This window comes from Sphingomonas sp. ACRSK, assembly GCF_022346685.1.
Classification (GTDB): Bacteria; Pseudomonadota; Alphaproteobacteria; order Sphingomonadales; family Sphingomonadaceae; genus Sphingomonas; species Sphingomonas molluscorum.
Window position 1 is genome coordinate 26,703 of sequence record NZ_JAKRNR010000005.1, and the last position, 25,518, is coordinate 52,220.

At 68.0% G+C, this 25,518-nt stretch carries 34 protein-coding genes; 15 read left to right on the forward strand and 19 right to left on the reverse strand.

Features of this window, described 5'->3' with window-relative positions:
- The first annotated feature begins 93 nt into the window (after positions 1–93).
- Positions 94–720, forward strand: a complete 627-nt coding sequence (locus MHZ35_RS03925; protein WP_239434474.1) for a YitT family protein — start codon at positions 94–96, stop codon at positions 718–720.
- A 42-nt stretch (positions 721–762) separates the two neighbouring features.
- Here MHZ35_RS03925 and MHZ35_RS03930 read toward each other — a convergent pair whose 3' ends face one another.
- From MHZ35_RS03930 to trmD, 4 genes are all read right to left on the reverse strand, one after another.
- Positions 763–1,791 carry an aspartate-semialdehyde dehydrogenase gene (locus MHZ35_RS03930; protein ID WP_239434475.1) on the reverse strand — a complete coding sequence of 343 codons (1,029 nt, stop codon included), beginning with the start codon at positions 1,789–1,791 and terminating at the stop codon, positions 763–765.
- A gap of 64 nt (positions 1,792–1,855) precedes the next feature.
- Positions 1,856–4,111, reverse strand: a complete 2,256-nt coding sequence (locus tag MHZ35_RS03935) for a S9 family peptidase (protein ID WP_446741011.1) — start codon at positions 4,109–4,111, stop codon at positions 1,856–1,858.
- Positions 4,112–4,314: 203 nt separating this feature from the next.
- On the reverse strand, positions 4,315–4,701 hold the full coding sequence (gene rplS / locus MHZ35_RS03940) for a 50S ribosomal protein L19 (RefSeq protein ID WP_125959757.1): 387 nt from the start codon (positions 4,699–4,701) through the stop codon (positions 4,315–4,317).
- Position 4,702: 1 nt separating this feature from the next.
- On the reverse strand, positions 4,703–5,434 hold the full coding sequence (gene trmD, locus MHZ35_RS03945) for a tRNA (guanosine(37)-N1)-methyltransferase TrmD (RefSeq protein ID WP_239434477.1): 732 nt from the start codon (positions 5,432–5,434) through the stop codon (positions 4,703–4,705).
- A 28-nt stretch (positions 5,435–5,462) separates the two neighbouring features.
- Here trmD and MHZ35_RS03950 point away from each other — a divergent pair, with 28 nt between their 5' ends.
- Positions 5,463–6,392, forward strand: coding sequence for an NAD(P)/FAD-dependent oxidoreductase (locus MHZ35_RS03950; protein WP_239434478.1), 930 nt, complete (start codon positions 5,463–5,465; stop codon positions 6,390–6,392).
- Here the strand turns inward: MHZ35_RS03950 and MHZ35_RS03955 are convergent.
- From MHZ35_RS03955 to ffh, 6 genes are all read right to left on the reverse strand, one after another.
- A complete protein-coding gene (locus tag MHZ35_RS03955) occupies positions 6,389–7,597 on the reverse strand; it encodes a sulfotransferase (protein WP_239434479.1) in 1,209 nt (402 codons plus the stop codon). The genes MHZ35_RS03950 and MHZ35_RS03955 overlap by 4 nt on opposite strands.
- A 163-nt stretch (positions 7,598–7,760) precedes the next feature.
- Entirely contained in the window at positions 7,761–9,251 is a 1,491-nt protein-coding gene (locus MHZ35_RS03960) for a phospholipid carrier-dependent glycosyltransferase (RefSeq protein ID WP_239434480.1), read from the reverse strand.
- A gap of 87 nt (positions 9,252–9,338) precedes the next feature.
- Positions 9,339–9,800: a ribosome maturation factor RimM gene (rimM, locus tag MHZ35_RS03965; RefSeq protein WP_239434481.1), complete on the reverse strand. Its 462-nt coding sequence runs from the start codon at positions 9,798–9,800 to the stop codon at positions 9,339–9,341.
- A 31-nt stretch (positions 9,801–9,831) separates the two neighbouring features.
- Positions 9,832–9,981: a hypothetical protein gene (locus tag MHZ35_RS03970; protein WP_165889952.1), complete on the reverse strand. Its 150-nt coding sequence runs from the start codon at positions 9,979–9,981 to the stop codon at positions 9,832–9,834.
- A 74-nt stretch (positions 9,982–10,055) separates the two neighbouring features.
- Complete coding sequence (rpsP, locus tag MHZ35_RS03975) at positions 10,056–10,439, reverse strand: 30S ribosomal protein S16 (RefSeq protein WP_183947807.1); 384 nt, start codon at positions 10,437–10,439, stop codon at positions 10,056–10,058.
- Between the two features lie 77 nt (positions 10,440–10,516).
- Positions 10,517–12,022, reverse strand: coding sequence for a signal recognition particle protein (ffh, locus tag MHZ35_RS03980; protein ID WP_239434482.1), 1,506 nt, complete (start codon positions 12,020–12,022; stop codon positions 10,517–10,519).
- Between the two features lie 217 nt (positions 12,023–12,239).
- On the opposite strand from ffh, the gene MHZ35_RS03985 reads away from it, so the two are divergent.
- Complete coding sequence (locus MHZ35_RS03985) at positions 12,240–13,895, forward strand: putative bifunctional diguanylate cyclase/phosphodiesterase (RefSeq protein ID WP_239434483.1); 1,656 nt, start codon at positions 12,240–12,242, stop codon at positions 13,893–13,895.
- On the opposite strand, the gene MHZ35_RS03990 is transcribed toward MHZ35_RS03985, so the two are convergent.
- Positions 13,870–14,448 carry a DUF924 family protein gene (locus MHZ35_RS03990; RefSeq protein WP_239434484.1) on the reverse strand — a complete coding sequence of 193 codons (579 nt, stop codon included), beginning with the start codon at positions 14,446–14,448 and terminating at the stop codon, positions 13,870–13,872. The two genes, MHZ35_RS03985 and MHZ35_RS03990, sit on opposite strands and share 26 nt — an antisense overlap.
- On the opposite strand from MHZ35_RS03990, the gene mtaB reads away from it, so the two are divergent.
- Genes mtaB through MHZ35_RS04005 form a run of 3 tightly spaced genes read left to right on the forward strand, consistent with a single transcriptional unit; the run spans position 14,447 to position 17,261 of the window.
- A complete protein-coding gene (mtaB, locus tag MHZ35_RS03995; RefSeq protein WP_239434485.1) occupies positions 14,447–15,694 on the forward strand; it encodes a tRNA (N(6)-L-threonylcarbamoyladenosine(37)-C(2))-methylthiotransferase MtaB in 1,248 nt (415 codons plus the stop codon). The genes MHZ35_RS03990 and mtaB overlap by 2 nt on opposite strands.
- Positions 15,691–16,626, forward strand: coding sequence for a signal recognition particle-docking protein FtsY (gene ftsY, locus MHZ35_RS04000; RefSeq protein ID WP_125959767.1), 936 nt, complete (start codon positions 15,691–15,693; stop codon positions 16,624–16,626). Before mtaB ends, ftsY begins: the two co-directional genes overlap by 4 nt.
- Entirely contained in the window at positions 16,623–17,261 is a 639-nt protein-coding gene (locus MHZ35_RS04005; RefSeq protein WP_239434486.1) for a septation protein A, read from the forward strand. Before ftsY ends, MHZ35_RS04005 begins: the two co-directional genes overlap by 4 nt.
- A gap of 66 nt (positions 17,262–17,327) precedes the next feature.
- Here MHZ35_RS04005 and MHZ35_RS04010 read toward each other — a convergent pair whose 3' ends face one another.
- The 5 genes from MHZ35_RS04010 to pspF all read right to left on the reverse strand — a co-directional run bounded on the left by MHZ35_RS04010 (position 17,328) and on the right by pspF (position 19,956).
- A complete protein-coding gene (locus tag MHZ35_RS04010) occupies positions 17,328–17,465 on the reverse strand; it encodes a hypothetical protein (protein WP_239434487.1) in 138 nt (45 codons plus the stop codon).
- Complete coding sequence (locus MHZ35_RS04015) at positions 17,462–17,665, reverse strand: hypothetical protein (RefSeq protein ID WP_239434488.1); 204 nt, start codon at positions 17,663–17,665, stop codon at positions 17,462–17,464. The genes MHZ35_RS04010 and MHZ35_RS04015 overlap by 4 nt, the downstream gene beginning before the upstream one ends.
- Before the next feature lie 59 nt (positions 17,666–17,724).
- Positions 17,725–17,937: a cold-shock protein gene (locus MHZ35_RS04020; RefSeq protein ID WP_239434489.1), complete on the reverse strand. Its 213-nt coding sequence runs from the start codon at positions 17,935–17,937 to the stop codon at positions 17,725–17,727.
- 241 nt (positions 17,938–18,178) lie between these two features.
- Entirely contained in the window at positions 18,179–18,790 is a 612-nt protein-coding gene (locus tag MHZ35_RS04025) for a superoxide dismutase (protein WP_239434490.1), read from the reverse strand.
- 128 nt (positions 18,791–18,918) lie between these two features.
- Positions 18,919–19,956 (reverse strand): phage shock protein operon transcriptional activator, encoded by a 1,038-nt coding sequence (pspF, locus tag MHZ35_RS04030; RefSeq protein WP_239434491.1) that lies wholly within the window; start codon positions 19,954–19,956, stop codon positions 18,919–18,921.
- Between the two features lie 171 nt (positions 19,957–20,127).
- Here pspF and MHZ35_RS04035 point away from each other — a divergent pair, with 171 nt between their 5' ends.
- The 9 genes from MHZ35_RS04035 to MHZ35_RS04075 all read left to right on the forward strand — a co-directional run bounded on the left by MHZ35_RS04035 (position 20,128) and on the right by MHZ35_RS04075 (position 23,353).
- Positions 20,128–20,274 (forward strand): hypothetical protein, encoded by a 147-nt coding sequence (locus tag MHZ35_RS04035; protein ID WP_165889951.1) that lies wholly within the window; start codon positions 20,128–20,130, stop codon positions 20,272–20,274.
- Positions 20,275–20,347: 73 nt separating this feature from the next.
- On the forward strand, positions 20,348–21,013 hold the full coding sequence (pspA, locus tag MHZ35_RS04040) for a phage shock protein PspA (RefSeq protein WP_125959773.1): 666 nt from the start codon (positions 20,348–20,350) through the stop codon (positions 21,011–21,013).
- Between the two features lies 1 nt (position 21,014).
- Complete coding sequence (gene pspB / locus MHZ35_RS04045) at positions 21,015–21,284, forward strand: envelope stress response membrane protein PspB (protein ID WP_239434492.1); 270 nt, start codon at positions 21,015–21,017, stop codon at positions 21,282–21,284.
- A 1-nt stretch (position 21,285) separates the two neighbouring features.
- Positions 21,286–21,666 carry an envelope stress response membrane protein PspC gene (gene pspC / locus MHZ35_RS04050; RefSeq protein ID WP_125959775.1) on the forward strand — a complete coding sequence of 127 codons (381 nt, stop codon included), beginning with the start codon at positions 21,286–21,288 and terminating at the stop codon, positions 21,664–21,666.
- 34 nt (positions 21,667–21,700) lie between these two features.
- A complete protein-coding gene (locus tag MHZ35_RS04055; protein WP_125959776.1) occupies positions 21,701–21,991 on the forward strand; it encodes a hypothetical protein in 291 nt (96 codons plus the stop codon).
- A gap of 22 nt (positions 21,992–22,013) precedes the next feature.
- Positions 22,014–22,340 (forward strand): hypothetical protein, encoded by a 327-nt coding sequence (locus tag MHZ35_RS04060; protein WP_125959777.1) that lies wholly within the window; start codon positions 22,014–22,016, stop codon positions 22,338–22,340.
- Between the two features lie 10 nt (positions 22,341–22,350).
- Positions 22,351–22,617: a hypothetical protein gene (locus tag MHZ35_RS04065; protein ID WP_239434493.1), complete on the forward strand. Its 267-nt coding sequence runs from the start codon at positions 22,351–22,353 to the stop codon at positions 22,615–22,617.
- A 33-nt stretch (positions 22,618–22,650) separates the two neighbouring features.
- Positions 22,651–22,890 (forward strand): hypothetical protein, encoded by a 240-nt coding sequence (locus tag MHZ35_RS04070; protein WP_125959779.1) that lies wholly within the window; start codon positions 22,651–22,653, stop codon positions 22,888–22,890.
- 52 nt (positions 22,891–22,942) lie between these two features.
- Positions 22,943–23,353 carry a SufE family protein gene (locus MHZ35_RS04075; RefSeq protein ID WP_132882104.1) on the forward strand — a complete coding sequence of 137 codons (411 nt, stop codon included), beginning with the start codon at positions 22,943–22,945 and terminating at the stop codon, positions 23,351–23,353.
- 12 nt (positions 23,354–23,365) lie between these two features.
- On the opposite strand, the gene MHZ35_RS04080 is transcribed toward MHZ35_RS04075, so the two are convergent.
- The 3 genes from MHZ35_RS04080 to MHZ35_RS04090 all read right to left on the reverse strand — a co-directional run bounded on the left by MHZ35_RS04080 (position 23,366) and on the right by MHZ35_RS04090 (position 25,399).
- Positions 23,366–24,463: a hypothetical protein gene (locus MHZ35_RS04080; protein WP_239434494.1), complete on the reverse strand. Its 1,098-nt coding sequence runs from the start codon at positions 24,461–24,463 to the stop codon at positions 23,366–23,368.
- A gap of 73 nt (positions 24,464–24,536) precedes the next feature.
- A complete protein-coding gene (locus tag MHZ35_RS04085) occupies positions 24,537–24,866 on the reverse strand; it encodes a (2Fe-2S) ferredoxin domain-containing protein (protein WP_239434495.1) in 330 nt (109 codons plus the stop codon).
- Positions 24,863–25,399 carry a J domain-containing protein gene (locus MHZ35_RS04090; protein ID WP_129340341.1) on the reverse strand — a complete coding sequence of 179 codons (537 nt, stop codon included), beginning with the start codon at positions 25,397–25,399 and terminating at the stop codon, positions 24,863–24,865. Before MHZ35_RS04090 ends, MHZ35_RS04085 begins: the two co-directional genes overlap by 4 nt.
- Positions 25,400–25,518 lie beyond the last annotated feature (119 nt).

Here is a 25,518-nt window from a genome sequence, read left to right on the forward strand (position 1 = left end):
ATGGACGCAGCGCCAAGCCGGCGATAGGAGCCCGTCAAAACAAGCGCATCAGGGGAGGCATGTCCTGCCGAGGCCCCCTTTTCGGAGCCCTTGATGACGTCTGCCCGCCGCCCCTCTCCTCACGACGGCATTCCGCACAGCAGTGCGGAGGATCTCTATGCGATGTTCGTCGGCTGCACGCTGCTGGTGCTGGGGCTGGTGTTTCTGAAAGCGGCGGGGCTGGTGACGGGCGGCATCGCGGGGATCGCGCTGCTCGTCTCCTACCTCGTGCCGCTTCCGCCGGGCGTGCTGTTCACGATCATCAACCTGCCCTTCTTCGCCTTCGCCTGGAAGGTGATGGGCGCGCGCTTCACGCTGCGCTCGATCGCGGTGAACGCGGGCATCGCGCTGTTCTCGGCGATCCGGCCCTATGCCTTCGAAGTCGGCACCGTGCACCCGTTGTTCGCGGCGCTGGTCGGCGGAACCGTGATCGGCATGGGGATCCTGTCGCTCGCGCGCCATGACGCCGCCGTCGGCGGGACCGGTGTGCTGACGCTGTGGCTGCAACGCGAACGCGGCTGGAACGCGGGGCGCACCCAGATCGCACTCGACGTGGTGATCCTCGCGCTGGCTATCCCGGTGGTGTCAGGCCAGCAACTCGGCTGGTCGATCCTCAGCGCCGCGGCGATCAGCGGCATCCTGATCGCCTGGCACCGGCCGGGCCGCTACACCGGCTATTGAGCGGCGTGGCCGCCCCGGCGCGGAGCCGGAGCGGCCAGAGCGTCAGGCGGCCTTCTTGAGGTGCCGGCGGCCGAGCAGCTCGGCGATCTGCACCGCGTTCAGCGCGGCACCTTTGCGCAGGTTGTCGCTGACGCACCACAGCGCCAGGCCGTTCTCGACGGTCGAGTCCTCGCGCACGCGGCTGATATAGGTCGCGAACTCGCCGACGCATTCGATCGGCGTGATGTAGCCGCCGTCCTCGCGCTTATCGACCAGCATGACGCCGGGAGCCTCGCGCAGGATGTTCTGCGCTTCCTCGGCCGAGATCTCGTTCTCGAACTCGATGTTGATCGCTTCCGAGTGGCCGACGAACACCGGCACGCGCACGCAGGTGGCGACGACCTTGACCTTGGGATCCAGGATCTTCTTGGTCTCTACGACCATCTTCCACTCTTCCTTGGTCGAGCCGTCGTCCAGGAAGCTGTCGATGTGCGGGATCACGTTGAAGGCGATCTGCTTGGTGAACTTCTTCGCCTCGGCCGGATCGCCGACAAAGATGTTGCGGCTCTGCTCGAACAGCTCGTCCATGCCCGCCTTCCCCGCGCCGGAGACCGACTGGTAGGTCGCGACGACGACGCGCTTGATCTTGGCGGCATCGTGCAGCGGCTTCAATGCCACCACCATCTGCGCGGTCGAGCAGTTCGGGTTGGCGATGATGTTCTTCGCGCGATAGCCGTCGATCGCCTCCGGGTTCACCTCCGGCACGATCAGCGGCACGTCCGGGTCCATGCGGTACAGCGACGAATTGTCGATCACGGTGCAGCCGGCGGCAGCGAATTTGGGCGCGTAGACCTTGGTCGCTTCGGAGCCGATCGCGAACAGCGCCATGTCCCAGCCGGTGGGATCGAAATGCTCGATGTTCTGGATCTTGTACTGCTTGCCGGTCTCGCCGAAGTCGACCGTGTCGCCGACCGACCGCGACGAGGCGAGCACCGCCAGTTCGTCGATCGGAAACTCGCGCTCCGCCAGGATGTTGAGCATCTCCCGCCCGACATTCCCGGTCGCGCCTGCGACCACCACCCGATAGCCCATCACTTACTCCACTCGCATTGTCGCCGCGGCGCTAGACTGTCTCCAGCCCCGCGGCAACCAAGCGTTACTTTGCTGCCGCGTTCTGCGGCTTTGGCGCAACAACATTGCGATCCAGGAACGACAGGATCGTCTTCCACAGGTGCTCACTGACCCCCGGTCCGCCCACCCGATGGGTGTTGCCGGGATAGAACATCATCTCGAACGGCGTGGCCGTCCGCTGCATCTCCGCCGCGAACAGCGTCGAGTTGTCGAGGAACACGTTGTCGTCCGCCATGCCGTGGATCAGCAGCAGCGGATCGCGGATCTTCGACGCCTCCGTCACCACGCCGGACGACGCATAGCTCTGCGGATCGGTGCGCGGATCGCCCAGGTACCGCTCCGTATAATGCGTGTCGTAGAGGCCCCAGTCGGTGACCGGCGCGCCCGCAACGGCCGCCGCGTACACGCCGGGCGTCTTCTCCAGCATCTTGAGCGACAGATAGCCGCCATAGGACCAGCCATAGGTCGCGATCTTGGCCGGATCCACGAACGGCAGCGTCTTGAGGTAGTTGGCGCCCGCCAGCTGGTCCTCGACCTCGACGGTGCCCATCGCGTGATACAGCTGGTTCTCGAACGCCGTGCCCCGGTTGTACGAGCCGCGATTGTCGATCTGGAAGAAGATCCACCCCTGATCGACCAGATACTGCGGCAACGCGCCCTGCCAGCCGCGCGTCACCTGCTGGCCGGTGCCGGGGCCGCCATAATGCTGGAAGAACACGGGATATTTCTTGCCCGGTTCCAGCGGCGGCGTGATCATCTCCCAGTGCAGGGTCGAGCCGTCCGCGGCCTTGATCGTCCCGAACTGCGTCTGGCGATGGCTGGCGGCGAACGGATAATAGGGGTGGTCCGGCCCGATCGCGTTCTCGTTGATCCAGGCGACGCGCTTACCCGTGACGTCCGCCAGATAGACCTGCGCCGGCTGGCTCGGGCTGGAGCGCGTGATCAGGAAGCGGCTCGCCGCCCCGTCCATGGTGGCGCCATTCCACCAGCCCTTCTCCGTCAGCCGGGTAATGTTGCCCGGCCGCTTGAGGTCGAGCGCATACAGATGCTGCTCGAGCACGTCGTCCTTGTTGCCGGTGAAGAACAGCCGGCCCTTGGCCTCGTCGAAGCCGACCAGCGACTGGACCACCCAGGGCCCCTTGGTCAGCTGCGTCCACTTGCCCGCCTTCCAGCGGTAGAGATGGCCGAAACCGTCGCGCTCGGAACGCCAGATGAGGCTGCCGTCCTTCATCACGCGATAGGCGTCGGACAGGTTGATCCAGCTGCGCTCGCCGGCCGTCTCGGTGAACAGCACGGTCGACTTGCCGGTGACGGGGTCCACCCGCAGCATGTCGAGCCGCTTCTGATCCCGGGTCTGGCGCTGGACCAGCATCGCCGAGCCGTCCGGCAGCCAGTCGACGCGCGCGAGATAGATGTCGGGGTCGCTCCCCAGGTCGACCTTCACGCGCCCTGAGCCGTCCGGCTTCATGACATAGAGGTCGACCAACGCGTTGGGCGTGCCTGCCGCAGGGTAGCGCTGGTCATAGACCTTGGTGCCGGTGGCGCCGATCGCGGCGCGGCTGAACACCTTCACCGGCGCCTCGTCGAACCGCTCGACCGCGATGTAGCGTTCGTCGGGAGACCACCAATAGCCGGTGTTGCGGTGCATTTCCTCCTGCGCCACGAACTCGGCCTCGCCGAAGTGGACGGTGCCCGCGCCCTCGGTCGTCACCGCCTGCGCCGCGCCGCCGGCGAGCGGCTGCACGAACAGGTTCTGGTCGCGCACGAAGCTGACGAAGCGGCCCTTGGGGCTCACCAGCGGGTTGAGCTCGCCCGCCTGGGTCTCGGTGAGGCGGCGGACCTGGCCGTCGAGGGTTGCCAGGAACAGGTCGCCGTCCAGCGGCACCAGGATCGACTGTCCGTCGGGTGCGAAGTCGTATGCGACGATACCGCGCGACCCGGCGATGCGCGCACGCTCGCGCTGCATCTTCTCGGCCTCGGACAGTTCGGCACCCGATCCCACCTTCTTGGAATCGACCAGCATCCGCCATTCGCCGGTGGTCGCATCCATCGCCCACAGGTCGAAGCGTTCCTTTTCGTCCGCACGGTTGCGCAGCACCGTCACATAGCGGCCGTCGGGCGAGATCTGCAGGTTGCGCGGCGCGGTGCCGTTGAGGTCGGGGCTGCCGAACACGCGCGCGAGCGTCAGCGTCTGCTGCGCGTCCTGCGCTGCCTGCGTCACCGCCGCCGGCTGTGGCGATCGGGCCAGATCAGTGGCCATGGCAGCGGTTCCGCTCGTCATCATGGCAACGCCCAACACCCATCTCAACATCCCGTCGCGTCTCCGTGGAACACGCCTGCGGACGCAGGCGACGGCCGCGTTATCGCGGCGCAGGAGCCCCGGGTAAAGCGCTGGTTCGCCTTCAGGAACAGCGCGCACGCAAAAGGGGCGCGGAAGGCTGTCGCCCTCCACGCCCCCAAAACGGACCCGATGGGTGCCGGCCGTTACTCGGCGGCAGCAGCCGTCGGGCGCGGGTCGCGACGCTCGGCGATACGCGCCGACTTGCCGGTGCGGCCACGCAGATAATAGAGCTTCGCACGACGCACCACGCCGCGGCGAACCACCTCGACCGAGTCGATGTTCGGCGAGTACAGCGGGAAGACGCGCTCGACGCCCTCACCGAAGCTGATCTTGCGGACCGTGAACGACGAGCCCATGCCCTTGTTCGAGCGCGCGATGCACACGCCCTCGTAGTTCTGGACGCGGGTGCGCTCGCCTTCGACGACCTTCACGCCGACGCGCAGCGTGTCGCCCGCACGGAATTCCGGAATCTTCTTCGCCTCGTTGAACTTGGCGATCTGCTCGGCTTCGAGCGTCTGGATGAGGTTCATGTCAGTCTTCCTCGTCATGTTGCCGCGCGCCAGAGGGAGGTCGGACCCGAGCGCCCTCATGGCGCTCCCACAGATCCGGCCTCCGTAGCCGTGTATCGACCTCGGACCTGTGCTTTCGCCAGGCCGCGATCTTCGCATGATCCCCCGATCGCAGCACTTCGGGGATCGTGCGCCCTTCCCATGTCACTGGTCGGGTATATTGCGGGTATTCGAGCAGCCCCGTTTCGAAGCTCTCGTCATCCCCGCTTGAAGCGGTGCCCATTACGCCTGGAAGCAGCCGAATGCAAGCATCGAGCAGGACCAGCGCGCCCATCTCGCCACCCGACAGCACATAGTCGCCGATCGACACCAGCTCGATGTCGCGCGCCTCGAACAGGCGCTCGTCATAGCCCTCGAACCGGCCGCACAGCACGGTGACGCCCGGCCCTTGCGCCAGTTCCCGCACCCGCTGCTGGTCGAGCGGACGGCCGCGCGGGCTCATCGCGATTACGGGCCGCTCGTCGGCGACGCTGTCGAGGGCGGCGGCAAGCACATCGGCGCGCATCACCATCCCCGCCCCGCCGCCAGCCGGCGTGTCGTCCACCGAGCGGTGCTTGTCGGTCGCAAAGTCGCGGATCTGCACCGTCTCGAGCGACCAGCGGCCCTCGCGCAGCGCCCGGCCGGCAAGCGAAGTGCCGAGCGGGCCGGGAAACATCTCCGGGTAAAGCGTTAGGACGGTTGCGGCAAAGGACATGCCCGCCCCATTGACCGATGGAGACAGGATGACAAGTTCCGAGACGCAGCGCGACGACTGCATCATCATCGGCGCAGGCCCCGCCGGCCTCACCGCCGCCATCTACCTGGCGCGCTTCCACCTCTCGATCCGGCTGTTCGACTGCGGCTCCAGCCGCGCGGCGATGATCCCGTGCACGCGCAACCACGCCGGTTATCCCGAGGGGATCAAGGGCACCGATCTGCTCCGGCTGATGTACGCCCAGGCCAAGCGCTACGGCGCCCACCGCGAGCTTGCGGAGGTCACCGGCCTCACCCGCGACGAGGACGGGTTCGTCGTGCGGATCGGCGATCGGATCGCGCGCGCCCGCACGGTGCTGCTGGCGACCGGGGTGGTGAACCACCGGCCCAAGAGCCTGCCGAACGACGTTCACGATGCCGCGCTCGCGCGCGGACTGCTGCGCTACTGCCCGATCTGTGACGGCTATGAGGTGACAGACAAGCGCGTCGGCGTGATCGGCACCGGCGATCACGGCATGCGCGAGGCGCTGTTCCTGCGCGGCTATACCCGGGACGTGACGCTGATCGCGCCGGAAGCCGAGCATGGGCTGGACGACGCCTGCGCGGCAAAGCTCGACGCCGCCGGCATCCAGCGTGTGGATGGGCCCTGCGGCGGCTTCGCGATCGAGGGCGACCAGCTGGCGCTCGACACCGCTGGCGGGCGGATGGCGTTCGACAGCGTCTATCCCGCGCTCGGCTCCCGCATCCGCTCGCACCTGGCGGTGGAGGCAGGCGCGCGGGCGAGCGAGGACGGCTGCCTGGAGGTCGACGACCACCAGCGCACCTCCATCCCGGGCCTGTTCGCGGCGGGCGACGTGGTGAAGGGCCTGGATCAGATCAGCCACGCCATGGGCGAAGCCGGCGTCGCCGCCACCACCATCCGCAACACCCTGAGCGAGCAGTCGCCGCTTTGGCGCTAACCCAGGGCGTGCAGCTTCTCCGGCGCGGCGCCCTCCGCACCGCGCACCGCCCGTTCGACTTCGGCCTCGCTCAGGCCGAAGTCGCCGAGCGCATAGCGGTGGCCCGCCAGCCGGCGGTGCCGCCCCTGGTCGAGGTAGCGCTGCATCCGGCTTCGCACTTCTTTCGTCAGCGGCAGGTCGAGCATGCGATAGACCCGCTGCATCTCCCGCTCCCAGTCCTCGGCGATCGCATCGAAGCCGACGTCCACCTGCGGCACGTCCGCCGCCGCGCGCGCCGCCCGCATCCGCCGCTCCCGCAACGACACCTTGCGCACCCACTCCGCCCCGATCCAGTGCCGATCGACGTGGTCCGACTGCACACGCATCTGGCTGTGTACCAGCGATGCCGAGGACGCGACCACAGCCGATGCCGGCCGGTCGAGGCAGACGAGCCGCGCGTCCGGGAAGGCCGCCAGCAATGATTCCAGATCCTGCGCGAACTGGGGGAGCTTGAGCACCCACGGCCGGTCCTCCCGCCCCTTCCGGAGCCATGCCACCGTCTGCAACAGTCGCTTGAACTCGGCATAGACCGGTCGGGTGTCCATCGCCTCGCTAGCGGCCGCGAAGCTCGGGATGCGCCACTGCGCCTCGAACGCCGCGCCGAAGATCGACACGTTGTGCAGCCCGATCTCCTCGTCCGCCGCCTTCAGGGCGGTCGGATGGATGATGCGGAACTCGGGGTTCAGCCATTCCGCACAGCGCAGGCCGATCCATGCCCGCACCCGCCGGTCGTCGAGCCAGCGGCGCCGCGCGATCGGCACCGGGTTCCAGCTTTCGAAGAAGCGGGTGTGCGCCAACCGGGGATCGCAGGCGAGCAGCCGCTGCATGCGCGTGCTCCCCGAGCGCATCTGCCCCAGCACGATGATCGGCCGGGGAATAGGTTGGTCGAGGATTTCCGGATGCCGCCGCCAGAGCGCATGGACGCGCGCCCGATCGGCAAGGGCTGCGACCAGTTGGCCATAGGCGATCACCGTCCCGAGCGGCGACAGCGCCGCCTCCTCCCGCAGTGCCCCGGTCAGCCGCTCCAGCCGGTCCTCCCACCCGCTGCCGCTTCCCAGCTCCTGCAGGCCGGTTCGCGCGCGCGCGGCGGCAATCAGGTGGTCCGGCTCCAAGACGGGCCGCGAAAGCCAGCCGCGGCTCCATGCCTTTTCCAGCAGCGCGCTCACGCGGGCGTTGCGGCGGTGCTGCGCGGAAGGGGCGACGAGTTCCAAGCGATAGACCTCCGGCAGCCAAGATCGAGAGCCCTCGCTGGCAAGCAGGAAGAACCCGCCCGAAAGCGTTGAGTGCCACGCCGCTTTTAAGGGCTGGGTCGCCCGTGGATAGCCCGCGTCATCCGCGCCGTTGCGCGTGCCGCGTCCGCAGGTAGAGCGACAGGATGCCGGAGGGCGACTGCATCCGGCGATAGGCATTGCGTTCCGCCCAGCCGCGAAGCGGGGCGTCCAGCCCGCCGGGCGCCGCGGGGGTCGAGCGCACCTCGCCGCCGGTCACGATCGCCGGCGGCGGCGCGCTGCTCAGCACCCGGTCCAGGCTCTCGCGCGTGACCATGTGCATCCGCTGCTCCTCGGCCGGCGTTGCCAGCCCGCGCATGCGGAACAGGAACGGTCCCATGGCGAAGCGGGGGTCGATGTCGAGCTTGCCGCCCGCAAACCGCTCCGGCGACAGGCTGACCGCCTTGCCCGGCATGCCGCTGTCGTCCAGATGCTCCCCCAGCCAGTCGCCGTCCGCCACCGCGAACAGGATCGGCGAGCCGCCCCGCAGCGCCGCGATCGACTCGCTGGTCGTCCGCCAAAGCCCCAGAACCAGGGTTGCGGCCAGCACCAGCCGCAGGCTCCTGCGCGGTGCGATCGGCCCATGGATCGCGCCAAACCGCACGAACAGCGGCGGCAGGATCGGAATGACATATTGGCGGAAGCTGGGCTGCGGCAGCATCGCCGCGATGCAGCCGGCGATGATCAGCCAGTCGAGCGCGACGCCATGACGATCCCCGCCGTGGCGGAACCGCCGCCAGAGCACCAGCGCGAGCACCACCAGCGCAGGTCCCTGGACCAGGAACCAGGCGAGCCGGCCGAGCGTCGTCGGGAACTCCAGCATGTGCGCCTGCTCGTTGAGCATCCGCCATTGCTGCGGCGCGACCAGCGAATATTCGAAGACGCCGAACAGGAAGCTCTCCGGCGCGATCGCCAGCAGCACCAGCGTCGGCACCACGCCGACTGCGCCGCCCAGCGCATAGGCCGTGGCGCTACGGAAGCGGTCGCGACGCCCCTCGTACAGCATCACCGCAAACAGCACGCCCGCCGGCACGATGTAACTGATCTTGACCGACACGGCCGCGCCGAAGGCGAGCCCGGCCAGGAAGACGCGCCGGTTCGGGCGGATCCGCAGCTGCGTGTCGACCAGCAGCCAAATGCCCAGCGCCTCGAAGAACACCGGCAGCGCGTCGTTGCGCGCGACGCCGCCGGCAAAGATCATCGCGTCGCACAATGCCAGCATGACGGCGGCGGCGAAGGCCCGCCGCGGCGTTCCCCCCGCCGCCTTTGCCGCCAGGTAGACGAACACGATCGCCCCGGCGGCGGCCGCCGCATTGGCGAGCCGCAGCGCAAGAAACAGCCAGCCTTCCTCGACAAAGGCGAACGGCGCGAGAAGAAAAGGTTGCAGCGGCGTCTGCAGGTACATGAAGTCGCGGAACGGCAGCCCGTAGCGCATCAGCTCCACGGCCGCGACATATTGGCTCTCGTCGCGGTTCAGCGGCAGCACCAGTGCAGCGAGTACGAACAGCGTCAGGGCTGCCAGGAGCAGCAACGGAGCAGGCTTGCGAAACATCGCGGGCGGCCTAGCCAGCGGCCGCAGGGGCGGCAAGCGACGAATTATGACAATCTTGCAACAGCTTGCCGGGTCGTCACGCGTGTCTCAGACCTCGATGAAGGCTGTCGTGATCACCAGTCGCTCGCCATTCCATTCCGGAACCGCGTCGGCCCGCATCGGGACCATGAAGCGCTTGCCCGTCGGACGCTCAATCTCCAGCACGTCGCCCGCACCGAAGTTCTCGACGGCAACCACGGTGCCGAGCGGTTCGTTTGTATCGGAGACCGCGGCGAGCCCGATCAGGTCCGCGTGATAATATTCGCCTTCCTCCAGCGGAGGCAGGCTGTCGCGCGGCACCCACAGCTGTGTACCGCGCAACGCTTCGGCCGCGTCGCGCGAGGAGACCTCGGCAAAGCGGGCGATGGCGCCATTGTTGCCCGGCCGAACCGACCGGAGCGTCAGGGCCCCGCCGTTCAGCACGGTGTGCGCGGCCAGGTCTTCGGCGAAGACCTTGAGCCGCACCTCACCCGCGATGCCATGGGCGCCGATCGCGACGGCGAGCACCACGCGGCGCTCGCCGTCGGCTGCCGGTTCCGCCTCAGGCGTCGGGAGATCCGTCGCCGCCGCCGGGGGCGTCGTCGGCACCCTCCGCGGGATCGGGCGTCGAGACGCCGGTGTTCGCACCGGTGTCCGGGGACGACGAGTCGTCATGGTCGTTGGCGCCGTGCTGTTCGGGGTCGATGGTCATCGTGCCGCTCCTTCTGCCGACCCGCCCCTTGCAGGCGGGTTCGGCAGAAGAAACGCACGAATGCCCGTTTGGGCTCAGGCCTCGGCGGTCTCGGCCGGTGCCTCGGCCGCGGCAGCCGCCTCGGCAGCCTTGGCCGCACGCTCTTCAGCGCGCTCGGTGGCCTTTTCGCCCGGCTTGCCCTTGTTCGGGTTGTTGCGCGCGGTGCGCTCCTTGACGCCGGCTGCGTCCAGGAAGCGGAGGACCCGGTCGGTCGGCTGCGCGCCGACGCTCAGCCAGTGCTTCGCACGCTCGGTGTCGAGCACCACGCGCTTCTCGTCGTCCTTGGCGAGCAGCGGGTTGTAGGTGCCGACCTTCTCGATGAACTTGCCGTCGCGCGGGCTGCGGGCGTCCGCGATCACGATCCGGTAATAGGGGCGCTTCTTGGAGCCGCCGCGCGACAGACGCATGCTGATTGCCATGGGATTTCCTTCTTCTTTCTACTCGTGGCCGCGGCAGTCGCCGGGCCGTTGGGTTGCTGATTGCCCCGTCGGAGCACTCACTTCTTCTTGATCAGGTTCTCGAAGCCGGGGGGCAGTTGCATGCCGCCCATGCCGCCACCGGGAAGGCCGGGAAGACCGCCGCTGCCGCCGGCCTTGCCCATCATGTCGCCAAGCTCGGCGCCGCCGAGCGCATTGCCCAGGCCGGCCATGCCGCCGCCCGGTCCGCCCTTGCCCAGCATCGCCATCATGCCCTTCAGACCGCCCATCTTTTTGAGCTTCTTCATGGCAGTCGACATTTCCTGATGCATTTTCAGGAGCTTGTTGACGTCCTGCACCGTGGTGCCCGAACCCTTGGCCACGCGGATCTTGCGCTTGGCGTTGAGCAGCTCGGGCTTGGCGCGCTCCTTCACCGTCATGGACGTGATCATCGCGTCCATGCGCAGCAGGATCTTTTCGTCGACGGCACCGGAGGCCATCGCCGCCTGGGCCTTTTTCATGCCCGGAATCATGCCGGCCAGCGCACCAAGGCCGCCCATGCGGCGCATCTGCTGGAGCTGCGCACGCAGGTCGTTCATGTCGAACTGACCCTTGGCCATCCGGTTGGCGATGCGCTCGGCATCCTCCGCCTGGATGCTCTCGGCGGCGCGCTCGACCAGCGACACCACGTCGCCCATGCCGAGGATGCGGCCGGCGAGGCGCTTGGGATGGAACGGCTCGATCGCGTCCAGCTTTTCGCCGACGCCTGCGAACTTGATCGGCTTGCCGGTGACCGCGCGCATCGAGAGCGCCGCACCGCCGCGCGCATCGCCGTCCATGCGGGTCAGGATCACGCCGGTGAGCGGCACCTGCTCGGAAAAGCTGGTCGCGACGTTGACCGCGTCCTGGCCGGTGAGCGAGTCGACCACCAGCAGCGTCTCATTCGGACGGGCGATGTCGGACACCGCCTTCATCTCGTCCATCAGCGCCTGGTCGACGTGCAGGCGGCCCGCGGTGTCGAGCATCAGCACGTCGAAGCCCTGGAGCTTCGCCGCCTGCAGCGCACGCCGTGCAATGTCGACCGGCTGCTGGCCCGCGACGATCGGCAGCGTCGCCACCTCGACTTGCTGGCCCAGCACCGCCAGCTGCTCCTGCGCGGCCGGACGGTTGACGTCGAGCGACGCCATCAGGACCTTCTTGCGCTCGCGACCCGACAGAAGCTTTGCGAGCTTGGCCGTCGTGGTGGTCTTGCCCGAGCCCTGGAGGCCCACCAGCATCACCACCGCCGGCGGTGTGACTGCGATGTCGAGCTCGGCCGTGTCCGGCCCCAGCATGTCGACCAGCGTGTCGTGGACGATCTTGACGACCTGCTGCCCCGGCGTGACCGAACGCAGCACGTCCTGGCCGATCGCGGCCTCGGTAGCCTTGTCGACGAAGGAGCGCGCGACCGGAAGCGCGACGTCGGCCTCCAGCAGCGCCACGCGCACTTCGCGCATGGCGGTACGCACGTCGGCTTCGGTCAGCGCACCACGGCCCCGCAGGCGATCGAAGACGCCTCCCAGCCGGTCGCTCAAGCTATCGAACACGTACCTGCTCCACTTCCACATCCTCCGTCCGGCGCCCAAGCAAAACACGCCGGCGGACGAAACCTCGTCGGCCGGCGTCGCCCGTGGGCGTTCGCATGGATGCCGTCCCATTGAGGAACGACGGTGGCCCGATAGCGGATTGCGCCGAACTGGGCAAGTCATGCGCAGGACCAGCAGGATTTAACCCGATCTACATACCTGTGGCGGACAAGGAGTCATGCGCTCGCGGCTTCCTCTCGGCACGATCTTCGGCATCGATCGTTCAGGCAGGTTGCGTCCTTCCTCGGACGCCTTGCTGTTGGGGATCGGCATCGCCTCGCTGCTGCTCCTGGTCGGGATCGGCAGCACGCTTCTCGCCAGCACGCTCGGCGTTTGGCTGGGGGGCGGACCGCCGCCGCAGCGGCTGCTCGTCGTGGCGCTGCTGCTCAACCTCGCGCTGATGCTGCTCGGCTGGAATCGCCACCAGGCGCAGCGCGCGGCCGCACAGGCCCAGGAGGCCGCCGAAGAACACGCCCGCGCGCTGGCAGCCCCCGACCCGCTGGCGATCCTGCTGGATCGCAAGGACTTCGCCTCCGAGGGCGCCGCCCTGATCGAGCGCGTCGGCCGGACGCGCGGCGCGGTTGCGCTGCTGCTGGTCGACCTCGATCATTTCAAGGCGATCAACGACATGCACGGCCAGCCGGCGGGGGACGTCGTGCTTCGGCACGCGGCGACCGCGCTGATCGAGACGATGCCGCCCGGCAGCCGCATCGCGCGCATGGGGGGCGACTCCTTTGCCTGCGCGGTGTCGATCGCCCCTGCCCAGCCGGCGCAGGTCCAGCGGCTCGCCGAACGCCTGCTGGCGCGGCTCTCGCAGCCGGTCGACGTCGGGGGCGTGCGCTGCCAGGTCACCGCCTCTGTCGGGGTTGCTTGCTCGGGCGCGGACTGCCCGTCGATCAAGGCGCTGATGCGCGCGGCCGACATCGCGCTCTATACGGCCAAGCGGAACGGCCGCGACCGCTTCGCCTGGTTCGATCGCTCGATGGAGCGCGAGCTGCACAGTCGGAACGACCTCGAAGAGGCGCTGCGGACCGCCATCCCCCAGGGTCAGATCCTCCCCTTCTTCGAACAGCAGATGGACCTCGTTACCGGCGACCTCGACGGGTTCGAGGTACTGCCCCGCTGGCAGCACCCGGCGCGCGGCTTGCTGGAGGGTGAGTCGTTCCTGCCGCTCGCGGAGGATACCGGCCTCGTCGCCGACCTGTCCTTGTCGCTGATGCGCCAGGCGTTCGACGCCGCCCGCGACTGGGACCCGTCGCTCTGCCTCTCGGTCAATCTTTCGCGCTGCCAGCTGCGGGACGCCTGGCTCGCGCAGAAGATCCTGAAGCTCCTCACCGAAACCGGCTTCCCGGCGCACCGTCTCCAGGTGGAAATCACCGAGAGCGCGCTGTTCGACAACCTACCGCTGGCGCAATCGATCATCGGCAGCCTGAAGAACCAGGGCGTGCGGGTCGCGTTGGACGATTTCGGCACCGGCTATTCCAGCCTGGCCCATCTGCGCGCGCTGCCGCTCGATCGGATCAAGATCGATGCCAGCCTCGTCCAGTCCATGGCCGACAGTGCGGACGCCACCGCCATCGTCAACGCGATCGCGCGGCTGGGAGAGAGCCTGAACCTGCCCGTGACCGCCCAAGGCGTGCCGACCGAAGCCGTCGAGACGCGCCTGCGCGGGATCGGCTGCGCCAAGGCACAGGGGCTGCGCTACGGCCCGCCGCTTTCCACCGCGGGCGTACGCCGGATGCTCGCCGAGCGTCGCCAGCTTGTCGCGCGCCCTGCTCCGGACGCGCCCGTTCAACTCCCGCTCGACGTTACCAACCAGCGCCTGGTTGGCTGAGATAGGTCAGCTCCTCCGGGGTCGAGTCGCGGCCCAGCGCAGCGTTGCGCGACGGAAAGCGACCGAAGCGCTCGATCACCTCCGCATGGGCCTGCGCAAACGCCAGGTTCGTCTCCAGCCCCGCCTCGGAAAAGCAGCGTAAGGCGAAGCGCTGCACGCCGCGGTCCTCCGAATGCATCAGCGGCATGTAGAGAAAGGCCCGGCACCGCGGCTCGAATGTCGACGCATAGCCCGCTGCGATGCCCGACAGCGCCAGTTCCAGCCCGAGCGGATCGGCCGCGAATGCCGCTGCCGAGCCGCGGTAAAGGTTGCGCGAGAACTGGTCGACCAGCAGGATCGCCGCCAGCAACCGCTCGGGCGTGTCGCGCCATCCTTCGGCGTCCGTCGCGACCACCGCATCCCGCAGGGCGCCGAACCGCTCGCGAATGGCCGCATCCAGCGCCTCATCCTTGGCGAAATGCTGCTCCGGCGAGAGCTCCTCGAACCAGAAGTGCAGCACGGCATCCGCCGCGCGTTGGACTTCGCTTGGGTCCGCCCCTAGATCAGCCGCCATGCCGCCCCCTTCTTCCGTGTTGCCCGAGGTAATTTCGCTCGGCTGCCGGCTCAACATCGCCGAAAGCGAAACGATCCGCACGCTGCTGGGGTGCCGGGATGCGGTGGTCGTCAACAGCTGCGCCGTGACCAACGAGGCCGTCGCCGGCACCCGCCGCGCGATCCGCCGTGCGCGACGCGAACGGCCGGACGCGGAACTGATCGTCACTGGTTGCGCCGCGCAGATCGATCCGCTGGGCTTCGCCGCCATGCCGGAGGTCGATCGCGTGATCGGCAACGCGGACAAGCTGCTGCCCGAGGCCTGGGCCGGTCAGGAGCCGGTGCGCGTGTCGGACTGGGATGCCGTGCGCAGCAATGCGCCGCACCTCGCCCCCGCCTTTGCCGCGCACGTCCGCGCGTTCGTGGAGGTGCAGAACGGCTGCGACCATCGCTGCACCTTCTGCGCCATCCCCTTCGGCCGCGGCCCTGCCCGCTCCGCGCCGGCCGGTGCGGTGGTGGCGCGAGTCGCCGAGGTCGTCGCCGCCGGACACCGCGAGGTGGTGCTGACCGGCGTGGATCTCACCAGCTACGGTCACGACCTGCCCGGCCAGCCGAGCCTGGGCCAATTGGTCGAGCGCATCCTCACCCATGTGCCCGCACTCGAGCGGCTGCGGCTGTCGTCGCTCGATTCGATCGAGATCGACGACCGGCTGATGGCGCTGCTCACCGGCGAGCCGCGGGTGCTGCCGCACGTCCACCTCTCGCTCCAGGCCGGCAACGACCTGATCCTCAAGCGGATGAAGCGCCGCCATCTGCGCGCCGACGCCGTAGCGATGGTCGCACGGTTGAAGGCCGCGCGCCCGGAGATCGCGATCGGGGCGGACCTGATCGCAGGCTTCCCGACGGAGGATGACGCGATGTTCGCGGATACACTGACGCTGCTCGACGATTGCGACATCGTCCATGCGCACATCTTTCCCTTTTCGCCGCGCGCAGGGACGCCGGCTGCGCGCATGCCACAGGTGAACCCGGCCGTGGCGCGGGAGCGCGCGGCCACACTTCGCGCCCGTGCGGCAGAGCGCCGTACGGAATGGCTGCGCCGGCACGTCGGCACGCGGCAACGTGTTCTGGTGGAACGACCCGGCGACCGCGGACATGCGGAAGCCTTTGCGGAAGTAGGATTGGATCGAACAATGCAGGCAGGGACCATCGCCGACGTGGCAATCATCGCCGTCGAGCAGGACCGGCTGGTGGGAGTGGCGGCATGAGCGCATCGTGGCACGAACGGCTGCTCGGGGGCTTTCGCAAGACCTCCGACCGGCTGATGGGGAATCTAGCCGGCCTCTCGGCCGCGCGGCTCGACGAGGAAACCCTGGACGAGATCGAGGAGGCGCTGATCGCCTCCGATCTGGGGCCGGAGACCGCCGCGCGCGTCCGCGCCCGGCTCGCCGAGGGCCAGTATGAGCGCAACATGGAGGAGCTCGGCATCCGCCTGGTGGTGGCCGAGGAGGTCGAGCGCTCGCTCGCCAAGGTCGCGAAGCCCCTGGAGATCGAGGCGTTTCCGCGCCCGCAGGTCATCCTGGTGATCGGCGTCAACGGATCGGGCAAGACCACCACCATCGCCAAGCTCGCCAAGACTCTGGTCGACCAGGATTACGGCGTGATGCTCGCCGCCGGCGACACCTTCCGCGCCGCCGCGATCGGCCAGCTGCGCACCTGGGCCGAGCGGATCGGCGTGCCGATCGTCTCGGGTGCCGAGGGCGGCGACGCCGCGGGCATCGTCTATGAGGCGGTGAAGCAGGCGACCGCCACCGGCATCGACGTGCTGATCGTGGACACGGCCGGCCGCCTCCAGAACAAGCGCGAGCTGATGGACGAGCTGGCCAAGATCCGCCGCGTGCTCGGCCGCCTCAACCCGGAGGCGCCGCACGACGTGGTGCTGGTGCTCGACGCCACCACCGGTCAGAACGCGCTCAACCAGATCGAGGTGTTCAAGGAGACCGCGGGCGTCACCGGCCTCGTCATGACCAAGCTCGACGGCACCGCCCGGGGCGGCGTGCTGGTCGCGGCGGCCGAGCGCTACGGCCTGCCGATCCACGCGATCGGCGTCGGGGAGACTGCCGACGACCTGCGCGGGTTCGACGCCAATGAAGTGGCCCGCATCATCGCCGGGGTAGACCAGGGGAGGAACCTGCGATGAGCACGACCGCTCCCGCAAAGGAGGCGACCCCCGGGCTGCGCATGGCGCTCGACTACGGGCCGCTGGCCGTGTTCTTCGCCGCCAACCTGCTTGCCGGCAAGCTGCACCTGCCCAACATGGTCGACAGCCTGGCGCGCGTACTGATCGCGACGGCCGCCTTCATGGTGGCGACCTTCGTCGCCATCCTGGTGTCGCACATCAAGACCGGTCGCATCTCGCCGATGCTATGGATCACCGGTGGGCTGGTGCTCGTGTTCGGTGGGCTCACGCTCTGGTTCCGCGACGACACCTTCATCAAGGTGAAGCCGACGATCGTCTATGCGATGTTCTCGGCCATCCTGGGCTTCGGTCTCGCCACCGGCCGGCCGCTGCTCCAGTCGCTGCTGGAGGGCGCCTATCCGGGCCTTTCGGCCGAGGGCTGGCGCAAGCTGACGATCAACTGGACCGGCTTCTTCGCCGCCATGGCGGTGCTCAACGAACTGGTCTGGCGCAACACCAGCTGGGACTTCTGGGTTGGTTTCAAGCTTTGGGGTGCGGTGCCGCTGACGCTGCTGTTCGCGATCGCCAACGTGCCGATGCTGCTGCGCCATGGTCTCACGACGGAAAAGGAAGCGCCGGTTCCGCCCGAGGGCTGAGCCGCGGCGCTGCCCCCTTCCTCCGGAAACACAAAAGGCGCGCCAGCGATGGCGCGCCTTTTAGGTTCATCCGAGCACTTCGCGAACCGCAGCACGGGCGATCGCCTGCATCTGGCGATCCGCTGCCGACAAACGGCGGGCCGGTACGGCGGCGGCTTCGGGGATGGGGAAACTGGGGGTGTTCTGGTTGGTAAAAAACTTCACTCGGTATCCTGAAAATGGACGGAAGCCGTCGTGGCAGTCTCGCGTTCGGCGCGGAGCCGGTCCACGCGCTCCTGCCGCTCGGCCATTGCGGTCCAGGCAGCCTCTGCGCGAAGGCAGCGGTCGCGGACCATGTCCAGCGTCGCCGCCTCTGCATCTGCGTGGGCCTGGGCGGCGTACTCTCGATAGCTCAGCTGTGCCACGTACGGTTCTCCCGTAGAAGACGGCGGCGCCGGACGGCGCCGCCGGGTCGCCGTCCGACTTAGTCGGCCGGCTGAAGGTTCACCGCAGCCATCTTGCCGCGGCGATCCTCTTCCAGCTCGTACGAGACGCGCTGGTTCTGGTTGAGGGTGATCATGCCGGCCCGCTCGACCGCCGTGATGTGGACAAAGGCGTCCTGGCCGCCCGTATCCGGCGCGATGAAGCCATAGCCCTTGTCGGCGTTGAAGAACTTGACGGTGCCGAGAATGCTCATGGGGTATTCCTTCTTATCGGCGCGCCCGCGTGTCGGGAGCGCTTGCGCTCAAACACAGGGAAAGAAGGAAAAACGAGCCGCAAAGCACCGAAAACCGTCAATATGCGACTGTAGCTGCACCTATATGGCAGAGCCGGGCAAAATTAACAAGGATGGACCCCCAGATATTTCCTGAAGCGGTCGAGATTTCTCCCTGCGCCGTAAAAACAAAGGGCGGGAAGTTTCCTTCCCGCCCTATGGTTCATGCCTTGGCCGCTTCGTAGCGCTGGTTTGCCACGTCCCAGTCGACGACATTCCACCAGGCCTTCAGATATTCCGGCCGGGCGTTGCGATAGGTGATGTAATAGGCGTGTTCCCACACGTCGTTGCCCAGGATCGGCGTGCCCTTCACCGGCGCCACGTCCATCAGGGGGTTGTCCTGGTTCGGGGTCGAGGTGATGGCGAGCTCACCGTCCTCGCCCACGATCAGCCAGGCCCAGCCGGAACCGAACTGGTTCGCACCGGCGGTGTTGAACTGCTCCTTGAAGGCGTCGACCGAGCCGAACTTGGCGTCGATCGCCTCCTTCAATGCGCCGGTCGGCTGCGAGCCGCCGCCCTTCATCGTCTTCCAGAAGAAGTCGTGGTTCCAATAGCCGCCGCCGTTGTTGCGCAGCTTGGCGGGCGCGCCCGACATGTCGGCCAGGATCTGCTCGATCGTCTTGCCCTCAAGGCTCGGATCCTCGCCGATCGCTTCGTTCAGCTTGTCGGTATAGGCCTTGTGATGCTTGTCGTGGTGGAGCGTCATCGTTTCCTTATCGATGGTCGGCTCCAGCGCGTCATAGGCGTAGGGCAGCGGCGGAAGTTCGAAAGCCATGACGGTTCCTCCTTGATGGATTTTGCGATGTCGAACGCGGGCGCGACCGGATGGCTCCGGTCGTTACGGTCGCGTTCTAGGTAAGCTGCGGTGCGCCGTGCGCAACCTCCGATCGGTGCATCGGCACCTCATCCGCCGCCCTGCCCCAGCAGATTGTGCCGGCGCAGCGCGTGGCGCAGCTGGTCGTAGCTCAGCCCCAGCGCCTCGGCCGTGGTGCGCTGGTTGAAGCGGTTCTCGGCAAGCGCGCGCGACAGCAGCTCGCGCTCGAAGCGGTTGACCCGCGTCTTGAAGTCGGCGGGCTCGAAGTCCTGCTCCACCGGCACCTCGGTCGTCGATGGAGGCCCCGGCTCGGCCACGGCAGGCGCCACCGATGCGGGTGCCTGGCCACGCGGACGATAAGGCGATGCGAAGGGGTCGATCTCGATGCCGTCGATCGGCCCCGGACGTTCCCAGCGATAGACGGCGCGCTCCACCACATTGCGCAGCTCGCGCACGTTCCCGGGCCAGGGATGGCTGGTGAGCGCATCGAGCGCGGCGGGGCCGAATCCCGGCCACACCTCGCGCCCGATCTCCGCCGCCATGCGGCGCCCGAAGAACTCGGCGAGCACCGGGATGTCGCCGGCGCGTGCGCGCAGCGGCGGCAGCGTCACCACTTCGAACGAAAGCCGGTCGAGCAGGTCGGCACGGAAGGTTCCCGCCGCCACACGATCGGGCAGATGCTCGTTGGTCGCCGCCACGATCCGCACATCGACATGAACCGGCCGGGAGGAGCCGATCCGCGTCACCTCGCCATATTCAACCGCCCGCAGCAACCGGTCCTGCGCCGCCATCGACAGCGTCCCCAGCTCGTCCAGGAACAAGGTACCGCGATCGGCTTCCTCGAACCGGCCGGCGCGCGCCTTGGTGGCGCCGGTGAAGGCGCCGGCCTCGTGCCCGAACAGCTCGGCCTCGATCAGCGTCTCCGGCAGCGCCGCGCAGTTCATTACCACCAGCGGCTGGTCCCAGCGGGGCGACAGGCGATGGAGGCGCTCGGCCACCAGCTCCTTGCCGGTGCCGCGCTCGCCGATCACCAGCACCGGGCGGTCCAGCGCCGCGGCGCGGCTAGCCCGTTCCAGCGTGTCGAGGAAGGCCGTCGACTGGCCGATGACTTGGGTCGTGCGCTCCATGCCGGAAGCTTGGCGCAGTTTCCCAACTGTTAGCAACGGCTTTGTTGCGGGAAGACGACGACACCCTCGAGAACGGCGAATTTCCGCGGTTTCTGAAAACTGGCACGGGTCCTGCAATGCATTGGACAAGCCCAGCAATCGGGCAGCACAACAGGTTCAGGGAGCACCACGATGACGACCTACAACGCAACGAGCCTCAGCCGGACCCTCGCCAGCCTGATCGGCGCCTTGGTCCTCAGCACGGTGACGCTGGCGGCAACGACCAGCACCGGCCCGGCCCCGGCCTTCGCAGTATCCGCCGGCCACGCGATCGCGTGACCGACGGCGGGCCGGGGCCGGATGTTGCCCCCTCGCCCCGGCCCAACCGGAACACACACAGGAGTTTGAATCGATGGGTATCTTTTCCCGCACCCGAGACATCATCGCCGCCAACGTCACCGATCTGCTCGACAAGGCGGAAGATCCCTCCAAGATGATCCGCATGATCATCCTTGAGATGGAGGAGACGCTGGTCGAGGTTCGGGCATCCGCCGCGCGCACCATCGCCGATCAGAAGGAGATGCGTCGCCACATCGCCAAGCTGCAGGGTCTGCAGGAAAGCTGGACCGAAAAGGCCGAGCTCGCCCTGTCCAAGAACCGCGAGGATCTGGCGAAGGCAGCGCTGATCGAGCGCAAGAAGGCCGCCGACATGGTCGAGCAGCTCTCGGGCGAAATCCGCGTCCTCGACGACTCGCTGCGCGGCTCGGAAGAAGACATCGCCAAGCTGCAGAACAAGCTGCGCGAGGCGCGTACCCGCCAGAACGCGATCATGACGCGGCTCGAAAGCGCCAACAACCGCAGCCGCCTGCGCGAGATGTATGCCGGCTCCAAGACCAACGAGGCGTTCAGCCGCTTCGAGGTGCTGGAACGCCGCGCCGATCTGGCCGAAGGCCGCGCCGACGCGCTGGGCATGGGCCAGGTGAAGACGCTGGAGGAAGAGATCGCCGAGCTCCAGTCCGCCGAAAAGATCGACGCCGAGCTCGCCGCCCTCAAGGCGCGCATGAACAAGGAGGGCTGAGATGGACGACTTCCTCTCCGTCGCGGTGCCGATCGTCACGCTGTTCATCGGACTGCCGTGGCTGATCCTGCACTACATCACGCGGTGGAAGCAGGCGCCGACCCTGACCGGCGAGGACGAGAAGCTGCTCGACGAGATGCACTTCACGGCCCGCCGGCTGGAGGAACGCCTCCAGACGGTCGAACGCATCGTCGCCGCCGATAACCCCGACTTCCGCCCCGCCGCGCCCGCACCTGCGGACCGCGAGATCGACTTTTCCCGGAGGAACTGAGATGACCGCGCAACGCACCAAATTCTACCTCGACAAGCAGAATGCGAAATGGTCGGGCGTGTGCTCCGGCATCGCGGACTACACCGGTGTCGAGGCCATGTGGATCCGCATCGGCGCCGTCCTGCTGACGCTGGCCGGCGGCTTCCCCTGGACCCTCATCGCCTATGGGATGATCGCCTGGATGGCGCCCAAGAAGCCGGTCGGCCTCTACGACAGCGAGGAGGATGCGAAGTTCTGGCAGGGCGTGCGCTCCAACCCGAAGCGCTCGACCGCGGAGATCCGCTCCACGTTCCGCGACATCGACCGGCGGCTGGCCGACATCGAGATGTTCTACACCAGCCGCAACACGCGCCTGGCCGACGAGATCGACAGCCTGCGCTGAGCGATCCCCGGGGGGCAAACAGGGAGGAAGTATCATGAGCTGGAGTGGACCGGGTTTCGTCATCGCCCTGATCGCGATCTCGACCTTCGGATTGGTGCTCAACAACTGGATCCGTGCCCGCCACGGCTATCCGGTGGAGAACGAGTGGTCGGGCGTCAGCCGCAAGGAGGACCCCGAAGCCGAGCGCAAGATCGCGCTGCTTTCCAGCGAGAACGAGCGCCTGACCGGCAAGATCGGCCGGCTCGAAGAGCGGATCGCCGTGCTCGAGCGCATCGCCACCGATCCCGCCGCCCGCACAGCGCGCGAAATCGACGCGCTGCGCTGAGCCCGACGAGAGGAGATCTGAGATGAGCCCAGAAAAATACGCGCTGCTCCAAGGCCTCTTCCCCCTGATCGTGACCATCGTCGCGGTTGCGGTCACCGGATGGGTCATCACCACCTGGATGCGCATCAAGCATGGCTATCCGCTCGATGGCGCCTGGGGGCAGGCCGTCTATCCGCAGAAAAGCGACGAGACCATCGAGCGGGTGCGCCTGCTGAGCCAGGAAAACGCCCAGCTCCGTGCCGAGCTCGGATCGGTCAAGGACCGCCTCGCCACGGTGGAGCGCATCGTCACCGACAGCGGCGCCCTGCTCTCCCGTGAGATCGACCAGCTGCGCGACCGCGCGAACTGAAGGACCGACCATGAGCCCTATTCTGATCCCGATCCTTGCGCTGATGATCCCGATCGTCGCGATCATCGGCAAGACCTTCGTGAAGCCCTGGCTCGACCACCGCGAGCGGGCGCTGGAAGTCGAAGCCAACAAGCTCGCCGAAAAAGCCGCGCAATATGCGGCGCAGACGGAGCGTTTGGAGCAGCGGGTGCGCGTGCTGGAACGCATCGTCACCGACCGCGGCCTCGACCTTTCCGACGAGATCGAGCGGCTGCGCGACCAGCCGCCGCTCAACTGACCACCCACGTCCACGCCCCATCGGAGCAGCGACATGACGGACCCGAACCTCACCCTCGTCCTCGCCACCAGCGGCCTCGCCGCCGTGGCCATGGTCACCGCCGCAATGCTTGCGGGCTGGCGCGGCTGGCTGGCGCTCAAGCGGCAGGAACTCGCCCGGGTCGAAAGCGGCGAAGCGCCCAGCTTCGGCCACGCCGGCACCCGCATCGAACTCGCCGACCTCAAGGAGCGCATCCGCAAGCTGGAAGCGATCGCCGCCGGGGTCGACCTCTGATGCAGCCGCGGCGGCCTTTTGCCGGCCGCCGCCAGCTGCTACCGGGCTGCGCATGCAGTCCCTCGACGACATCCTCGATGAATATGGCTTCCTCGATCCGGACGACCGCTATCGCCTGCTGATCGATCTGGGCCGCGCGCTGGAGCCCATGCCCGACGCGCTGAAGACCGATGCCACGCTGGTGCGGGGCTGCTCGGCTTCGGTGTGGGTCTACCCCACCCGGCGCGAGGACGGGACGCTCCACTTCCTGGCCGACAGCAACGCCGCCATCACCAAGGGGATCATCGCGCTGGTCCTCTCGGCGGTGCAGGACCAGAGCCCGGCCGCGATTCTCGCGACCGACGTTCCCGCGGCCCTCGCCCCCTTCGACCTGTCGAAGCAGCTGAGCTCCAATCGGACCCAGGGCATCCCCAACATGATCGCCCTGATCCGGCACGAGGCCGAGCGCTACGCGGCGGGCTGAAGCGGCCCTCCTTCAGGCGCCGCTCTTCCCCTCGGGCTTCACCGACAACTCGGACCAGGGCAGCACCGCCCAGTCGGGGCCGTCGCAGGCGCGCATCACGCGGGCGAAGCTCGCGCCCAACCACAGACCCTCCGGCGTCAGCCGCCAAGCCGGGAAGTTCCAGACGTCCGGATCCGTATAGTCGCATTCCTCGCCATCCGGGTCGGCGGGCTGCATCTCCTGTGGGTGGTAGCGCTGGAGAAGCTTCACCACCGCGGGGGCAAAGGTCTGCGCGCGATAGCCATACCAGCGGTCGCTATCCTCGGGCGGGGTCGGTGCCGGACCGAACCGCAGCACCGCGTCCAGCTTCAGCTCCCGGCCCGTGTGCGCGTCGAAGCTGTGCCCGGCGGTCCCGAAGTCCGGATGGGCGGCACCCGCGCACGACCAGCTCGTCTGCCAACCATAGCTGACATAGTCGCGTCCCAGCCACGGCTTGCCCTCGACCCCGCCGTCCACCCCGGGTTCGCCGCCGATGTCGGCGCAGCTCAGCCAACGGCTGACCTCGCGCCATTGGTCTTGCGCAAGGAGCGCGTTCATCGCCGCCATCGGCTGCGCGGCATAGCCGCTCTCCAGGCGGAAGAGGCGGACGCCGCTCTTCGGCTCACGGTACCAGCGGACAGGCTTGCCATCGACCTGCTCGACGGCCTCGGGCTGCAGCGTCAGCCCGGACAGTTGCAGCCGCTCGTGCAGCGAAAGCTCCGGCGGCAGATCGGCAGGAAGGTCCCGCGCAGCGGTGACGCGCGCCAGCCGAACCGGAAAGCGGCGCTTGGCCGCGGTGGTCAGCGTGCCCACAAGGCCGCTGCCTTCCTCGCGCAGTTCCAGGCGATCCTGCGTTGCCCGCGCCTCCAGCGTCAGCACGTCGCCCCGGCGCTCGCCTTCAAGGGCCAGGTCCAGCCGGCTCGACCGGTAGAAGTAGCTGCCCCAGGCGGCTTCTCCCTTGCCGTCTTCCTCCAGGCTGAGGACGATCCTGCTGCGCCCGACGGTCCCCTCGAAGCTCCGTGTGCGATCGCTCTGCGCCGCGGCAGGTGCGACGGCCGCGAGGAATGCCGTCAGGAAAAGGAAGATGCGCAAGGCTAGGTCCGCAAAAGAGGGCACGCCGATACTGCCCAGGCGGCATGCACCGTCAAGCAACGAAGCGGGCCGTTCAATCGCGGTCCGGGTCTCGGGCCTTCTGCTCCGACAGCCCCAGGTCCTGCGCCAGCCCGTCGAGGTCGGCGCCCGGGCTCACCAGCAGCCACTCGCCCGGCCTCGCCGCATCGATCACCGTCACGGCATGCTTGGGGCACACGCCCAGGCAGCGCGTCTCGACGATCCCTGCGCGCGCCTTCGGCCCATTCTTCAACCCCAGGCGCTTGCGCAGCGCCTTGGTCAGCGGCTGGTCACCGTCCGGTCCGAAGCCGCCATCGAGCTTGCGCGAGCATTTGCCGCACACCAGCACCGCCCGCGACCAGCGCGCGCGGACCGCCGGCTTCACGCCGGCTTCCACTGCCGCCGCTCCTCGGCGACCCGCAGCACCTCATAGGCCGCCTGGATCGCCTGGAAGCGGACGGCGGCTTCCTTGTCGCCGGGGCGCACGTCGGGGTGGCTGGACTTGGCGAGGCGGCGCCAGGCACTCCGCACGGCTTCGAAGTCGGCATCGACCTCCAGCCCGAGCACTTCCAGCGCGCGCATCTCGTCGCGGGAACGGGTGCCGTCCCCGGAGCCGCCCCACGCGTAGTGCGAGGCATTGGCATAGCCGTTGGCGGTGCGCTGCTCGCTCGCCTCCCGCCGCTTCGCCTCTTCCTCGTCCAGCCCTTCGAAGTAGTTCCAGTTGCGGTTGTACTCGGCCGCGTGCGTCTCACAGAAATACCACCGGTCGGGGTTGTTGGGAGACTTGGGCGCAGGCCGGTCGCCGGGGGCTTCACAGCCGTGCCGGTCGCAAAGGCGCACGCGCGTAGCCTGGCGCTCGGCTTCGTAACCGCGCCAGCGGGGAAATCCCCAATCGTTGGATCGACTTGAGCGGACCATCGCCTTCCAGATAGCCCCCCTGCCGCGCGGCACAACCCAGCGCCATGGGAAACAAAACGTAATTATTTCCCGCTGCCGCCCCGGCCCGGTCGTGTTTTATATGCTGTGCCGCATGCGTC

Excerpts from the sequence above, each read along its gene's own strand:
- MHZ35_RS03925 (WP_239434474.1), top strand. The coding sequence starts at position 94 with ATGACGTCTGCCCGCCGCCCCTCTCCTCACGACGGCATTCCGCACAGC.
- MHZ35_RS03930 (WP_239434475.1), bottom strand. The coding sequence starts at position 1,791 with ATGGGCTATCGGGTGGTGGTCGCAGGCGCGACCGGGAATGTCGGGCGG.
- MHZ35_RS03935 (WP_446741011.1), bottom strand. The coding sequence starts at position 4,111 with ATGACGAGCGGAACCGCTGCCATGGCCACTGATCTGGCCCGATCGCCA.
- rplS (WP_125959757.1), bottom strand. The coding sequence starts at position 4,701 with ATGAACCTCATCCAGACGCTCGAAGCCGAGCAGATCGCCAAGTTCAAC.
- trmD (WP_239434477.1), bottom strand. The coding sequence starts at position 5,434 with ATGTCCTTTGCCGCAACCGTCCTAACGCTTTACCCGGAGATGTTTCCC.
- MHZ35_RS03950 (WP_239434478.1), top strand. The coding sequence starts at position 5,463 with ATGACAAGTTCCGAGACGCAGCGCGACGACTGCATCATCATCGGCGCA.
- MHZ35_RS03960 (WP_239434480.1), bottom strand. The coding sequence starts at position 9,251 with ATGTTTCGCAAGCCTGCTCCGTTGCTGCTCCTGGCAGCCCTGACGCTG.
- MHZ35_RS03970 (WP_165889952.1), bottom strand. The coding sequence starts at position 9,981 with ATGACCATCGACCCCGAACAGCACGGCGCCAACGACCATGACGACTCG.
- rpsP (WP_183947807.1), bottom strand. The coding sequence starts at position 10,439 with ATGGCAATCAGCATGCGTCTGTCGCGCGGCGGCTCCAAGAAGCGCCCC.
- MHZ35_RS03985 (WP_239434483.1), top strand. The coding sequence starts at position 12,240 with ATGCGCTCGCGGCTTCCTCTCGGCACGATCTTCGGCATCGATCGTTCA.
- mtaB (WP_239434485.1), top strand. The coding sequence starts at position 14,447 with ATGCCGCCCCCTTCTTCCGTGTTGCCCGAGGTAATTTCGCTCGGCTGC.
- MHZ35_RS03990 (WP_239434484.1), bottom strand. The coding sequence starts at position 14,448 with ATGGCGGCTGATCTAGGGGCGGACCCAAGCGAAGTCCAACGCGCGGCG.
- ftsY (WP_125959767.1), top strand. The coding sequence starts at position 15,691 with ATGAGCGCATCGTGGCACGAACGGCTGCTCGGGGGCTTTCGCAAGACC.
- MHZ35_RS04005 (WP_239434486.1), top strand. The coding sequence starts at position 16,623 with ATGAGCACGACCGCTCCCGCAAAGGAGGCGACCCCCGGGCTGCGCATG.
- MHZ35_RS04020 (WP_239434489.1), bottom strand. The coding sequence starts at position 17,937 with ATGAGCATTCTCGGCACCGTCAAGTTCTTCAACGCCGACAAGGGCTAT.
- MHZ35_RS04025 (WP_239434490.1), bottom strand. The coding sequence starts at position 18,790 with ATGGCTTTCGAACTTCCGCCGCTGCCCTACGCCTATGACGCGCTGGAG.
- pspF (WP_239434491.1), bottom strand. The coding sequence starts at position 19,956 with ATGGAGCGCACGACCCAAGTCATCGGCCAGTCGACGGCCTTCCTCGAC.
- MHZ35_RS04035 (WP_165889951.1), top strand. The coding sequence starts at position 20,128 with ATGACGACCTACAACGCAACGAGCCTCAGCCGGACCCTCGCCAGCCTG.
- pspA (WP_125959773.1), top strand. The coding sequence starts at position 20,348 with ATGGGTATCTTTTCCCGCACCCGAGACATCATCGCCGCCAACGTCACC.
- pspB (WP_239434492.1), top strand. The coding sequence starts at position 21,015 with ATGGACGACTTCCTCTCCGTCGCGGTGCCGATCGTCACGCTGTTCATC.
- pspC (WP_125959775.1), top strand. The coding sequence starts at position 21,286 with ATGACCGCGCAACGCACCAAATTCTACCTCGACAAGCAGAATGCGAAA.
- MHZ35_RS04055 (WP_125959776.1), top strand. The coding sequence starts at position 21,701 with ATGAGCTGGAGTGGACCGGGTTTCGTCATCGCCCTGATCGCGATCTCG.
- MHZ35_RS04060 (WP_125959777.1), top strand. The coding sequence starts at position 22,014 with ATGAGCCCAGAAAAATACGCGCTGCTCCAAGGCCTCTTCCCCCTGATC.
- MHZ35_RS04065 (WP_239434493.1), top strand. The coding sequence starts at position 22,351 with ATGAGCCCTATTCTGATCCCGATCCTTGCGCTGATGATCCCGATCGTC.
- MHZ35_RS04070 (WP_125959779.1), top strand. The coding sequence starts at position 22,651 with ATGACGGACCCGAACCTCACCCTCGTCCTCGCCACCAGCGGCCTCGCC.
- MHZ35_RS04075 (WP_132882104.1), top strand. The coding sequence starts at position 22,943 with ATGCAGTCCCTCGACGACATCCTCGATGAATATGGCTTCCTCGATCCG.
- MHZ35_RS04090 (WP_129340341.1), bottom strand. The coding sequence starts at position 25,399 with ATGGTCCGCTCAAGTCGATCCAACGATTGGGGATTTCCCCGCTGGCGC.